The 13,236-nt window shown below is 70.2% G+C and carries 7 protein-coding genes; 4 read left to right on the top strand and 3 right to left on the bottom strand.

Going from position 1 to position 13,236, the window contains the following annotated elements; all coding sequences use genetic code 11:
- Nucleotides 1-262: 262 nt before the first annotated feature.
- The 3 genes from ACQEVY_RS09410 to ACQEVY_RS09400 all read left to right on the top strand — a co-directional run bounded on the left by ACQEVY_RS09410 (nt 263) and on the right by ACQEVY_RS09400 (nt 5,738).
- Nucleotides 263-1,447, top strand: coding sequence for an ROK family protein (locus ACQEVY_RS09410; RefSeq protein WP_432946755.1), 1,185 nt, complete (start codon nt 263-265; stop codon nt 1,445-1,447).
- Between the two features lie 134 nt (nt 1,448-1,581).
- Entirely contained in the window at nt 1,582-3,552 is a 1,971-nt protein-coding gene (locus ACQEVY_RS09405) for a glycoside hydrolase family 97 catalytic domain-containing protein (protein ID WP_432946753.1), read from the top strand.
- Between the two features lie 134 nt (nt 3,553-3,686).
- Nucleotides 3,687-5,738, top strand: a complete 2,052-nt coding sequence (locus ACQEVY_RS09400; protein WP_432946751.1) for a family 43 glycosylhydrolase — start codon at nt 3,687-3,689, stop codon at nt 5,736-5,738.
- 89 nt (nt 5,739-5,827) lie between these two features.
- Here ACQEVY_RS09400 and ACQEVY_RS09395 read toward each other — a convergent pair whose 3' ends face one another.
- Nucleotides 5,828-6,994 (bottom strand): magnesium and cobalt transport protein CorA, encoded by a 1,167-nt coding sequence (locus ACQEVY_RS09395; RefSeq protein WP_432946749.1) that lies wholly within the window; start codon nt 6,992-6,994, stop codon nt 5,828-5,830.
- A gap of 252 nt (nt 6,995-7,246) precedes the next feature.
- Here ACQEVY_RS09395 and ACQEVY_RS09390 point away from each other — a divergent pair, with 252 nt between their 5' ends.
- A complete protein-coding gene (locus ACQEVY_RS09390) occupies nt 7,247-8,362 on the top strand; it encodes a winged helix DNA-binding domain-containing protein (RefSeq protein ID WP_432946747.1) in 1,116 nt (371 codons plus the stop codon).
- 192 nt (nt 8,363-8,554) lie between these two features.
- Here the strand turns inward: ACQEVY_RS09390 and ACQEVY_RS09385 are convergent, their stop codons facing one another.
- Together ACQEVY_RS09385 and ACQEVY_RS09380 are read right to left on the bottom strand one after the other, a co-directional pair.
- Entirely contained in the window at nt 8,555-9,346 is a 792-nt protein-coding gene (locus ACQEVY_RS09385) for a S1 family peptidase (RefSeq protein WP_432946745.1), read from the bottom strand.
- An 840-nt stretch (nt 9,347-10,186) separates the two neighbouring features.
- Nucleotides 10,187-13,156 (bottom strand): helix-turn-helix transcriptional regulator, encoded by a 2,970-nt coding sequence (locus tag ACQEVY_RS09380; protein WP_432946743.1) that lies wholly within the window; start codon nt 13,154-13,156, stop codon nt 10,187-10,189.
- Between the last annotated feature and the right edge of the window lie 80 nt (nt 13,157-13,236).

Raw genomic sequence — 13,236 nt, 5'->3', positions numbered from 1 at the left:
GCGGCCGGTGAGAGCGGGACGGACGGCTGCGGAAGTGCGGCCGGTGAGAGCGGGACGGGAAGCCCGTGGGGTGGGGGCGCGCAATCGGAGGGGGGAATTCCTGCCGCTGACGGTGGTGCAGCGAGCGGATCGAGACGCAGGTTATGCGCGCTACACCCCTTCGTCAACAAGTCAGAAAAAGTCTGTGCACGGCAGTTCCAACGGCGCGCACCCCGTGGTTACGATCAGTCGCCCCAGTCCCATCGAGCACAGGACGACGTCGTTGAAGCGGACGTACCAGGACATACGCCGGACCAACCGATTCGCGGTGATGCGGTATCTCATCGCCTCGGCGCCCGTCGTCAGGCGTGACATCGCCGCAACCACGGGCCTGTCGGTGGCCACCGCCTCCGACATCGTCAACGAGTTGCACGAGCTGGGGCTTCTGGCCGAGATCGGACAGCAGGCTTCCGGGGGCGGACGACCGAGGAACCTGCTCGCGCCCGCCGTCGAGGGCCCCCGGCTCATCGGCGTCGACATCGCCGAGACCTACGTCCACGTCGAGGTCTTCGATCCCGCTCTACGGGTCCTGGCCAGAGCCGAGTACGAGCTGCACCCGCACGCCAACTCGCCGGACTACGTCGTGGACCGCATCGTCCGCGGCATCGACGACGCGATCGCGCAGGCCCACGTGGAGCGCGGCAGGGTTCTCGGGGTCGGCGTCAGCATCCCCGGCCAGGTACGGCCGGACGGCACGGCCTCCGTCTTCGCCCCGAACTGGCAGTGGAACGACGTACCGCTGCTGGCCCTGCTCACCGACCGGGTCCCCGACTTGCCGGTCATCCTCGACAACCCGCTGCGTGCGAGCACCGTCGCCGAGCTGTGGTTCGGTGCCGCCCGCGGCCACGAAAACGTCGCCGTCCTCACCCTGGGAACCGGCGTCGGCGCGGGCCTGGCCGTCCAGGGATCGCTCTACCGCGGGGCCACGAACACGGCCGGCGAATGGGGCCACACCAACCTCGTCATCGACGGCCGCAAGTGCCGCCGCGGATGCGTCGGATGCGTGGAGACCTACGTGGGCGCACCCGGCATCATGCAGCACCTCGCGGAAACCGACCCGGACAGTCAACTCCTGTACCCCGACGACCAGATGGCGACCATCAACGCCCTGGCCACCGCCCACGCGGCCGGAGACCCCGCCGCACAGAAGGCGATCGCCACGACCGGCCGTTACCTCGGCATCGCCATCGCCAACCTGATCAACCTGTTCAACCCGCAGACCATCGTGCTCACCGGCTGGGTCGCCGACAGCCTGGGAAGCGCCGTCCTGCCGCACGTACGCGACACCGCCGCCCGCTACGCCCTCGCCGAACCCTGGGAAGGCACCGAGATCAGTCTCTGCCCCATCGACCGCAACCCGGTCAGCCTCGGCGCGGCGACCCTCGTCCTGGAGGGATTCCTCTCCTGACCCTCCCGCTGTGAGCGGCTCCAGCTTGAGTACGGAACCTCACGGCATACCCAACTGCGCCTGAAATCAGGACAGTTTGACCTCATTTATTCATGTTCACATCGAAATGCACGCACCAGAGAGGTGTACGAGTCATGGCAGATTCAGCGAGCCCCGCACTACCTGAACAGCCGTCGACCGGCGCCCCGGGAGGGCTCTCGCGGCGGGGACTCCTCAAGGGCACCGCCGTCACCGTGGGAGCCACGGCGCTCGGTGCCGGCGCCGCCGGGACGGCCGCGGCGGCCGACGCCTCGGTCACCGCGACGGCCCCCGACGGCAGCAACACCATCACCATGTCGCTGACTTCGGGCAAGCTCAGCTGGTCGGCGAAGCGAAGAGGCGCGACGGTGGTCGGCACTTCGGCTCTCGGCCTCAAGCTGGGAGACGGGACGGTGCTCGGCGCCGCCGGCACGGTGATCACCAAGTACCAGCACTGGACCATCAACGAGACCTGGACTCCGGTGTACGGCCGCAACGCGACCGTCCGCGACCGGTACCAGGAGATGCGCTGGAACCTCCAGGACACCGCCTCGCGGATCAACTTCAGCGTCCAGATCCGCGCCTACCCGACCGGCGTCGCCCTCCGGTACGTACTGCTCGGCAGGGGCACCGCCACCATCGCCGACGAGCTGACCACGTTCGCCTTCCCCGACGGCACCCTGGTCTACAGCGCGCGTGACGAAGACCCGTACAACCCGGTCGCGCCCGGCTCGATCCCCTCCACGGGCTCCTCGACCACGGACACCGGCCCGCTGACCGACCTGCCGCTGACCGCCACCTACGCCGGCGGCAGCCTGATCGCCAGCATCTGCGAATCCTCCCGTGTCAACTTCCCGCGGCTGATGCTCAGTTCCGTGTCCGGGCAGCCGGGCACCCTCGCCGCCCACCTGATGGAGTACACCGCCCGCGGTTCGGACAAGGTCCAGAGGACTTCGACGGTCACCACACCGTTCGCCACGCCCTGGCGGGCGCTGGTGACCGGCTCCACTCACGCCGAACTGGTCGACAACGCCGAGCTGGTGCTCAACCTGGCCCCCGCGAGCGCGTTGGCCGACACCTCGTGGATCAAGCCCGGCAAGGTCTTCCGGGTACAGCTGACCACCGCCGCCGGGAAGGCGGGCGTCGACTTCGCCGTGGCTCGCGGCCTGCAGTACATCGAGTACGACGCCGGCTGGTACGGCGACGTCAGAGGCAGCGACGCGACAAAGCCGATACCGGAGATCGACCTGCCCTCGGTGATCTCCTACGCCACGAGCAAGGGCATCGGCGTCATCCTCTACGTCGACCGCGTAGCGGCCCACACCCCCGACAGCCTGTTCAGCCTCTACAAGAGCTGGGGCGTCAAGGGCGTCAAGCTCGGGTTCGTCAACGACGGCACCCAGGCGATGACGAACCAGATCACGAACTGGGTCAGGACGGCAGCCAAGTACAACCTGCTGATGGACATGCACGACAACGTGCGGCCGTTCGGCTACGAACGGACGTACCCGAACTGGATCACCAATGAGGGCGTGCGCGGCAACGAGCGCTTCCCGACCGCGAGCCACAACGTGACCCTGCCGTTCGCCCGCAACATCGGCGGGCCCATCGACTACACCATCTGCTACGGCCAGTCGCGGAACCGGACCACCAACGTCCACCAGATGGCCATGGCGGCGGTCTTCTACCAGCCGCTGAGCTTCCTGTACTGGTACGACATGCCGGCCAAGTACGCCAACACGGCCAACTGGCCGGGGCTGCCATGGTTCGACGCCATCCCCACCAGCTGGGACCAGAGCCGCACCCTCGCCGGATCGATCGGCGAGTACGCCGCCGTCGCCCGCCGCCACGGCGACACCTGGTACGTCGGCGCGATGACCAACGAGACGTCCCGGACCCTGTCGCTCCCGCTGACGTTCCTGGGCAGCGGCACCTACACGGCGACCGTCTACGCCGACGGCACCCCCGGCGCCAGCCCCTACCAGACGCCGGTCGTGGTCAGCACCCGGACGGTCACCTCGGCCACCAAGCTGGACGTGGCGATGGCTCCCGCGGGCGGCCAGACGATCATCCTCAAGCCGCGCTGACGCGACGGACGCGGGTTCAGCCGGCCTCCATCCGACTGTCGGCGGCCCGTGCCCAACTACCCCAGATAGACCCCTCGTTCGCCAGCCGCTCCGCCGGGCCCAGCGTCACCTCCCCCCTCACCAAGGACAGAATCGTGGACATCACCAGAAGACAGCTCGGCCGGCTCGCCGCGGTCGGGACCGGGGCCCTGCTGCTGCCGGGCGTGCTGCCATCAAGCACGGCGACGGCAGCCGTCCCTCCGGCCGGTACGTGGGGCGACCAGGGCGACGGCACGTACGTCAACCCGATCATCCCGGCCGACCTCAGCGACTGGGACTGCATCCGGGTCGGTACCGACTACTACGGCATCACCAGCACGTTCGGGTACTCGCCCGGCATGGCCGTCCTGCACTCGAAGGACCTGGTCAACTGGCGGACGCTCGGCAGCGCGGTCGACGATGTCACCCGTATCGGACCGGAGCTGAACTGGGACCGGATGAACCGCTACGGCCGTGGCGTGTGGGCCGGGTCCATCCGCCACCACGCGGGCCGGTACTGGGTGTACTTCAACACGCCCGACGAAGGCTTCTTCATGACGTCGGCCCCCTCGCCGACCGGGCCGTGGGAGCCGTTGCACTCGCTGTGGCGGACCACCGGCTGGAACGACGTGTGCCCGTTCTGGGACGACGACGGCCAGGGCTACCTGGTCACCACGCACTACGCGGACGCCTACAAGGTGAACCTGTTCAAGCTGTCCGCGGACGGCAAGTCCCTGGTCGGTTCGCCCACGGTCATCCACCAGTCACGGGGCAGCGAGGCCAACAAGCTCTACAAGATCGACGGTACCTACTACCACATGTTCAGCGAGGTGAAGTCCGAGGGCCGGGTACTCATGATGAACCGCGGCTCCAGCCTCACCGGCCCGTTCGAGACCCGGCAGTTGCAGCACGTCAACCCCTCGGTGGACCGCGAGCCCAACCAGGGCGGGCTGGTGCAGGCTCCGAACGGCGCATGGCACTTTGTGACCCACCACGGCACCGGCGCCTGGGAGGGACGCGTACTGTCCCTGCTGCCGGTGACCTGGGTGGACGGCTGGCCGATCCTTGGCTCGGTGGGCGCGGACGGCATAGGCAACATGGTGTGGACGGGCAAGGTGCCCGCCGGCGGCACCCCCGGTCTGCCGGTCGACGCACTGCCCCCCGTGGTGACCAGCGACTTGTTCACCGACACCCGCCTCAAGCCACAGTGGGAATGGCACTACAAGCCGCGCGCGGACCACTGGTCGCTGACCGAACGCCCCGGCTACCTGCGGTTGAAGGCGTTCGCACCGCTGGCGCCCAACAACCTGACCAAGGTCGGCAACACCCTCACCCAACGGGTGATGCGCACGGCGGGCAGCGCGACGGTGACCGTCCGCCTCGAACTGGCCGGCCTCGCCGACGGCCAGCACGCCGGGCTGTGCCACTACGCGTCGACCTATGCCGGGCTGGGCGTCCGGCGCTCCGGGACCACCACCACGATCGCGCACAACGTCGGCGGCACCCTGACCAACGGTCCGGTGATCACCCAGAACGCCGTGTGGCTGCGCACCTCATGGGACGTCAACGGAGTCAGCCGGTTCTCCTACAGCCTCGACGGCAACGCGTTCACCACATTCGGCGGCACCTACCAGCTCACCTGGGGCGGTTACCGCGGTGACCGGGTCGGCCTCTTCACGTACAACCCGAACGGCACCGGCCACGTCGACTTCGACTCGGTGCAGTACACCCTCGCCCCCACCAGGCCCTACAAATGCGTCAGCGTGCGCAGCGGCAAGGTCGCCGATGTCTCCGGCACCTCGAACGCGGACGGCGCCGCCGTGATCCAGTGGCCCTACACCGGCAAACCCAACCAGCAGTGGGCCTTCCAGTCCACCGGGGACGGCTACCACACCATCATGTGCGTGCGCAGCGGCAAGCTACTCGACGTGGCAGGCTCCTCGAAGGCCGACGGCGCGCGCATCGTGCAGTCGATCCCCGACGGCCGCGCGAGCCAGCAGTGGCAGTTGCGCCCGCAGACCGACGGCGTCTTCCTCGTGGTCAACCGCAACAGCGGCAAGGCACTCGACGTCAACGGAGGCAGCACGGCCGACGGCACCGCACTGATCCAATACCGCGCCACCGGCAGCACCAACCAGCAATGGACCTTTGAGCGCGTCACCGGCTAGGGGCGGCTAGGAACGGCTAGGGACCCTCGAGACGCCCGCGGATCGGGGGCCTTCGATAGTACGGAGCGACCGATCCCCCGGGTGACGGCTCAGAGCCAATCACGTCGCTTGAAGATGACGTACAAGCTGGTGCAGACGACCGCCATCAGGACGATCGCGAAGGGGTATCCGAGTACCCAGTTCAACTCTGGCATGTGCTCGAAGTTCATGCCGTAGATCGTCCCGACCAGCGTCGGGGCGAAGAGAATCGCTGCCCACGATGAGATTTTTTTGATCTCCTCGTTCTGTTCGAAGCCCGCTTCCGCCAACGCCCGCATCTCCGCGTTCTGTTGCTGTGTGACCAGCGTGGCGTTCACCGTGAGGATGTCGGTGAGGGCCTGGCGGAAGCCGTCGACGCGTTCGCTGGTGTGGGTGACGTGGTCCGCCACGTCACGCAAATACCGTTGCAGCTCCTCGTCCGTGCCGTACTTCGCGAAGCCCGCCATCAGGCCGTGCAGCATGCCGACCAGGGGGCGGGTGGCGCGCTGGAACTCGACCATTTCGCGGGAGAGTTCGTAGATTCGGCGGGAGACCTCGGGGTCGCCGCGGAAGACCTCGGTCTCGATCTCGTCGATGTCGTTCTGGACGCCGGTGACGACCGGGACGTAGCCGTCGACCACCGCGTCCAGGATCGCGTAGAGGACTGCTTCGGGGCCCAGCTTCAGCAGCTCCGGGCTCTCCTCCATCCGGCGGCGTACGGCCGACAGGTCGGGGGCCGCGCCGTGCCGGACCGTGATCAGGAAGTCGGGGCCCACGAAGACATGGAGCTCGCCGAAGTCGACCTCCTCGGGTGCGTCGAGGTAGCGGGCGGCGCGCAGGACGACGAACAGGGTCTCGCCGTAGCGTTCCAGCTTGGGGCGCTGATGGGCCTCCATCGCGTCCTCCACCGCGAGCGGGTGGAGGTCGAACTCGTCGGCCAGCGAGAGGATTTCGGCCTCCGTCGGACGGGCCAGCCCTATCCACGCCATACCGTCCTGCTGCTTGCGCAGCTCACGGTAGGTCTCGGCGAGCGACTCGGGCGTGGAGACGCGTACGCCGTCGCGATAGAGCGCCGCCTGGACGATGCTGCGCGGTTCCGCCTCAGTCGTGGACGAAGGAGCGGTGCGGGGAGCCGGCGGTTCCGAGGACGGTGGCCCCGACGGGGTCATGGCGCGTCGCCACACCGACTTGCGGTTGCTCTTCGCGGCGGGTGCGGGGCGGGTACGGCGCTCCGGCATCGCGGCTGCCTCCCGTGTTGAGTCGAATCAGATTGGATCGGGTCGGATCGGGTCGGATCGAATGGCTGTCCCTGCGGGCTCTGGTGTCCTTGCTTGTCTCTGAGTCTTGCCTGACCCCGAGTGTGGCCCATCCCCGAGTCTGACTGATCCCGGAAGTCCCCAGGAAAGCCCCGGGAAAGCCTCAGGAATTACCGGGAATGCGACCTCGCACGAGGACAGAATCTGTCCGCGTTCCTCGCTAGCCTGCGAAGCATGACGAAGACCTCGCCCGCCCCCGTGCTGAGCGCCCGCGCCCTCAACCGGGCGACCCTCGACCGGCAGTTGCTCCTGCGTCGGGCCGCCCTGTCCGCGACGGACGCTGTCGAGCACCTCGTCGGTCTCCAGGCGCAGAACGTCAAGCCCCCGTACTACGCGCTCGCCGCCCGCCTCGAGGGCTTCGATCCCGAGGAGTTGTCGGCGGCGATGGGCGCCCGCGAGGTCGTACGCATCGTGACCATGCGCTCCACCATCCACACGCACACCGCCGACGACTGCCTCACACTGCGGCCGCTGGTGCAGGCCGCGCGCGAGAGGGAGTTGTACGGCTTCCGCAAAGGCCTCGTCGGCGTCGACCTGGACCGGCTCACCGCGATCAGCCGGGAACTCGTCGAGGCCGAGCCGCGCACCATGAAGCAGTTGCGTGAGGCGCTGCTCGCCGAGTGGCCCGACGCCGACCCGCTCGCCCTCTCCGTCGCGGCCCGCTGCCGACTGCCCCTCGTCCAGGTCACTCCGCGCGGCATGTGGGGCAGAAGCGGCCAGGTCGCGCTCACCACCGCCGAACACTGGCTGGGCCGCCCCACCGAACCCGCCCCCGCACCCGACGACACCGTGCTGCGCTATCTCGCCGCCTTCGGCCCCGCCTCCGTCAAGGACATGCAGACCTGGGCCGGCCTCACCCGGCTGCGCGAGACCTTCGAACGTCTACGACCCGAACTGATCACCTTCCGCGACGAGAACGGCGTCGAACTCTTCGACCTCCCGGACGCCCCCCGCCCGGACGCGGACACTCCGGCCCCACCCCGCCTCCTGCCCGAGTTCGACAACCTGCTCCTCTCGCACGCCGACCGCTCCCGAGTGGTCCCCGCCGAAAACAAGGGGCGCCACTGGCAAGGCAATCAGGCCTACCGCACGCTTCTCGTCGACGGCTTCCTCCGGGGCATCTGGCAGCTCGAGGAGTCGCGCGACCGCGCCGTGGTCACGATCGAGCTGTTCGACCCCCTCACCGGGCGCGAGCGTGACGAGGTGGTCGCGGAAGCGGAGCGGATGCTGTCGGTCCTGAGCACGGCAGCGTCGTACGACATCCGGTTCGACACCTTCGTACGCACGTGAAGGCGCCGGTCGTACGCACCTGAGGGCGCCGCCGGTCGTACGTGCCTGAGGGCGCCGGTCGTACGGTCCGGAAACCGGACGCGTCCGGACGCGTGGATAGGGGGCGTTGCGAGCCGCTCGTGGCTGCTCGCAACGCCCCCTGGCTTTACCTGAGTTGGTTACTCAGGAGTCTGTTGGTCGGGAGCCTGTTGGTCAGGAGTTGATCTGGGTCGTGACCAGCGAGGAGAAGGTGGTCAGCCGGGTGTAGATGCCGGGGACGCCCGCGTCGGCGCAGCCGTCGCCCCACGACGTGATGCCGGCGAGCCTGCCGCCGATCACGAACGGGCCGCCGCTGTCGCCCTGGCAGGTGTCGACGCCGCCCTGCGTGTAGCCCGCGCACACCATGTCGCTGGCGATGAAGCGTGAACCGTACGCGGAGGAGCAGGAGGAGTTCGAGACGGTGGGGACCGTCGCGGTGCGCAGCTGGTTGGAGGAGGAGCCGCCCGAGCTGGTGGTGCCCCAGCCGACGATGCGGGCGGTGGCGCCGGTCGCGTAGACGCCGGTGTCGGAGGAGGAGACGTAGCCGATGGGGGAGTACGGCATCGATGTCGACAGGGTGAGCACGGCTACGTCGTCGCCCCGTGTGACGGATCTGTAGTCGGGGTGGATCCATATCTTGCTGACTCTGGCCACGGTGCCGTTCGTGCCGTTGCGGTAGGTGCGGCCGCCGACCACTCTGATGCTGCTCGTGGTCTCGCCGACCAGGCAGTGGGCGGCGGTGATGACCTTGTTCCCCCGTACGAGGGTGCCGCCGCAGAACTGGTTCTGGGAGGCGTCGGTGATCTGCATGACGTACGGGTACGCGGAGGCCGTGGTCGTCGTGCCGCCGACGATGGGGTTGGGAGCGGCGCTTGCGGTGGTCGCGCCGAGCAGGCCGGTCGTCGCGGCGGCGGCGACCGCCGCGGTGACGGCGACGGCCTTCTTGGCAAGGGTGAGCCCGAACATGAGTCTCCTCAGGAGTGCCGGTGGGGGTTGCACTGTGGGGGGAGCTGAGCGGTGTGGGGGGCGCGGTGCGACGGCCTGCGGGCGTGGTCCCACGCTAGAAGCGGGGCCTTGGTTTCCCAACTAGGGAACTCCCTGCGGGAGTTGACGAGGGATTACCCTCTATCACCCTTCGCGCGACCGGACTTGCGGGGCACCGGGTTCCGTCGGCGGAGGGTCTTCTTTTCCCCAGCCCCGCCCCTTCCCGAAACTGGGGGCTGCGCCCCCAGGCCCCCTGCCTCCGGCAGTTGGTTGCCCACCGCGGTGGGTGGGGCGTGGAGGCGGGTGGTGCCCCCTCGCCCGTGCCTCCGGCGGGTGGGTGGGGTGTGTGGTGGGTGGCGCGTCCCCAGGGCCCCTATGCCTCCAGCGGGTTGGGCGCCCTCTGCGGGTGGATGGGGCGTGTGGTGGGTGGTGCGCCCTCAGGGCCCCTATGCCTCCGGCGGATTGGGCGCCACCGCGCGTGGGTGGGCGTGGAGGTGGATGGTGCGCCCTCGGTCCCCGTGCCTCCGGCGGGTTGGGCGCCCTCGGCCACTCGCCGCGCGACGCCTCTCGGCGGTTCGCCGCGTGACCGCCCTTGGGCACCGGCCGAGTGACCGTCTCGGCGGTCCGCCGCGTGACCGCCCTTGGGCACCCGCCGCGCGACGCCTCTCGGCCATCCGTCGCGCGACCGCCCCTGAGCGCCGGCCGAGTGCCCCCCTCGTCCACCCCGCCGCGCAGCCCCTCTCGGTCACCGGCCGCGCGACCGCCCTTGTCACCCGCCGCGCGGTTCCCTTCGGTCCCTCTCCGCGAGTGGGTGGGGGTGTCTCACCCCGTCCGCTGCTGCCCCGCCGCCAACCGCACGATGTCGACCCGCGACCTGATCCCCAGCTTCCGGTAGACCCTCGTCAGTGTTGCCTCGACCGTCTTCACGCTGATGAACAGGCGTGCCGCGATCTCCCTGTTGGTGGCACCCTCGAGTACGAGCGCGGCGACCTGGCGTTCCGTCTGGGCGAGTCGGTCGAGTTCCACCGGAGCGGACCGGGCGCCGGTCGGCGAGCCGGCGCCGACGACGGAGCCCATCGGGCCCACCGAACCCACGGCGCCCGCGGAGCCCACCGCGCCCATCGGGCCCACAGCCCCCGTGCCGCCCGCGACAGCCGCCTCCACCTGCCGTAGCCACGGCACAGCCCGGCACCGCCGCAACAGCCTCGTCGCCTCGTCGTACGCCTCCCGCACCGACCGTCCCGACCCCCCTGCTCCCACCGATCCCCTGGGTCCCCCGGATCCACCCGATCCCCGCGCCCGTTCCGCCCGCAGTCGCCCCAACTCCAGCGCCACCCGCGCCTCTTCGAGCCCGTACCCCAGCTTCGCCAGCTGTTCCTGCGCCGACGTCAACTGCCGTACGGCCGCCTCGTGTTCGCCGTGTGCGGCCTTCAGCAGGGCCTCTGCCCGGTCCAATACGGCCAGGACACTCGCGCGCCCGAGCCGCGACGCGTGTTCGCGTGTGGCGTCGATGACGTCCTGGGCTTCCTCCAGCTCGCCGATCCGGATCAGCGCCTCGGCGAGGTCACCGTGCCAACGGCCGCGCGCGGGATCGAAGATGCCGAGCCCCTGCTCCAACTCCCGTGCCCTGCGCAGTGACTGGACCGTCCCCGCGGCGTTCCCGGCCACGAGCTGGGCGTGGCCGCGTGCGCCCAGTGCGCGCGAGAGGTAGATCAGGTCGCCGTCCTCCTCGGCGCGGCTGACCGCGTCGCCGGCCAGGGCGAGGGCCCGGTCCACGTCGCCGCCCGCGGCCTCGGCGAGCGAGGTGAACATGTGGCCCGCCGCCTCGCCGATGCCGGTGTCCCGCCCGAGCGCGAGGCTCTCGTGGGCGAGGTCGAGGGCGCGGCCGCAGTGCCCGGCGCGCAGTTCGGTCTCGGCGAGGCCGCGCAGGAAGTGCACTTCGGCCTCGACCATGCCGCGCCGGCGGACCTCGCCGAGGAGCCCGGTGATCGTCGTACGGGCCTCGGTGAGCTGGTCGCTCATGATCTGCCAGCGGAAGCGGGTGGCGCCCGCGCCGTTGTGATCGCAGGCCACCTGCGGGTCCTGCGGTTCTGTGAGTGCCCGTTCCAGGGTGGCCGGGGCGTCCGGATGCCCCATCAGGGTCTCCATCTGGGCCTGGAACGACAGCGCCATCAGCTCGGTGCGCCGGTCGGCGGCCGTGGCGGCGAGCCGCGCGGCGTGTGCGGCCTCCTCGCGGCCCTTCGTCATCTCGCCCTCGACGAGCAGGGCGCGCCAGGCGAGTTGGTAGCGGACCAGCGCGAGCAGCCGCGGGTCGTCGCCCGCGTCGGCGAGGGCCTGCGGGAAGACGGACTCGACCTCGGCCATCGCCTGGCCGGCCGCGTCGATGACGACCATCCAGGCGCGTACGCGGATCGCCGCGTCGGTCGCGCGGTCCAGTACGTCACGGGCCACCTCCCGCGCGAGGTCGATGTCTCCGGAGGTCAGCGCGTCCTCGGCGGACCTCAACCGGCGTTCGTCCGCGCCCGGTTGGGCGTCCGGCGGGGTGTGCCGGGCGGCGAGCAGGCCGAGTTGGGCGGCGACGGAGGGTGCGCCGCGGTCCCGGGCCAGTGTCGCGGCCTCGGCGAGCCGTGCGGCGACCGTCTCGTCCGTGCCGGTGGTGGCCAGGGCCAGATGGCGGGCCCGTTCGATCGGGTCGGAGGCCGCGGTGGACAGCGCGGCATGGGCGTCCCGCCGCTCCTGGGGCGTGGCCTGCGCGTAGAGCGCGGCCGAAACGAGCGGATGCGCGAACCGTACGGTCCCCTCCTGGCCGTCCGGGCCGCCCGTCGCCACCAGCCCGAGGGAGGCCGCGAGCGCCGTCTCCGACTCCGCGTCGTCCCGGCCCGCGGCGCGCAGCAGCGCGAGCGTGGGGCGTGCCCCGGCGCTCGCGACGAGCAGCGTGCGCCGGGCCTCGGCGGACAGCAGGTCGAGGCGGCTGAGGACCAGGGCGCGCAGCGAGGTCGGCACCGGCAGCGGCTCGCCGGGGCGGGGCGGTGTCGGGCTCTCGGCCAGGGCGCGGCCGAGTTCCAGCGCGAACAGCGGGTTGCCGCCGCTGGTGTGGTGGATGTCGCGGACGGTTGAGCGGCGCAGGCCGGTGTAGCCGCGGGCGGTGAGGAGTTCGGAGACCTTGGAGCCGGTGAGCGGGGCCAGGCGCAGGGCGAGCGACTCCGGAGGATACGCGCGTAGATACGGAGTGTGTTCCTGCTCCTTCGGCTCGGTCCGCGTACGCACCGCGCCCAGCATCCGAACCGGCATCCCGCCGAGGCGACGGGCCGCGAAACCGAGCAGCTCGGCGCTGGGCGCGTCCAGCCACTGAAGGTCGTCGGCGACGAGGAGAACGGGCCCTCTGGCCGCCAGCGCGCGCAGCACCGACAACACCGCGAGGCGCAGCGCCAGTCCGTCCCGGTGGAGGGACGATTCGCCGCGGCCGGTGAGCGCCGCCTCGAGCGCGGCACGCTGCGGGAGCGGCAGCGCGTCCGCCACCTCGTCGGCGACAAGGCCGAGCAGATCGACGAGGGCGAGGAAGGGGAGGTGGGATTCCGACTCGGTGGCCGAGCAGCGCAACACAGTGCGAGCCGATTCGGAGTATTCCGCGTCCAGCGCGCGGAGCATGGTCGATTTCCCGATTCCGGGCGGCCCGTGCAAGAGGACGCTGCCGCCGCCGGAGAGCTGGTCACGCGCCCGCCCCAGCAGCTCGTCCCGGCCGATGACCTGGTCGGAACGGGGTCTGACAGGCTCCTCGACATCCCGTCGCACGCGCACCGCCCCTCTCATGTCGTGTCCGTTTCAATATTAAGCAAAGACCGCCTGAATTTCGGAGGGGTGGACGGTGAGGG

The organism is Streptomyces sp. CA-288835 (assembly GCF_050936385.1).
Taxonomy (GTDB): domain Bacteria; phylum Actinomycetota; class Actinomycetes; order Streptomycetales; family Streptomycetaceae; genus Streptomyces.
This window is presented reverse-complemented; position numbering and strand designations above follow the sequence as displayed.

Excerpts from the sequence above, each read along its gene's own strand:
- ACQEVY_RS09395 (WP_432946749.1), bottom strand. The coding sequence starts at position 6,994 with ATGCCGGAGCGCCGTACCCGCCCCGCACCCGCCGCGAAGAGCAACCGC.
- ACQEVY_RS09385 (WP_432946745.1), bottom strand. The coding sequence starts at position 9,346 with ATGTTCGGGCTCACCCTTGCCAAGAAGGCCGTCGCCGTCACCGCGGCG.
- ACQEVY_RS09390 (WP_432946747.1), top strand. The coding sequence starts at position 7,247 with ATGACGAAGACCTCGCCCGCCCCCGTGCTGAGCGCCCGCGCCCTCAAC.
- ACQEVY_RS09405 (WP_432946753.1), top strand. The coding sequence starts at position 1,582 with ATGGCAGATTCAGCGAGCCCCGCACTACCTGAACAGCCGTCGACCGGC.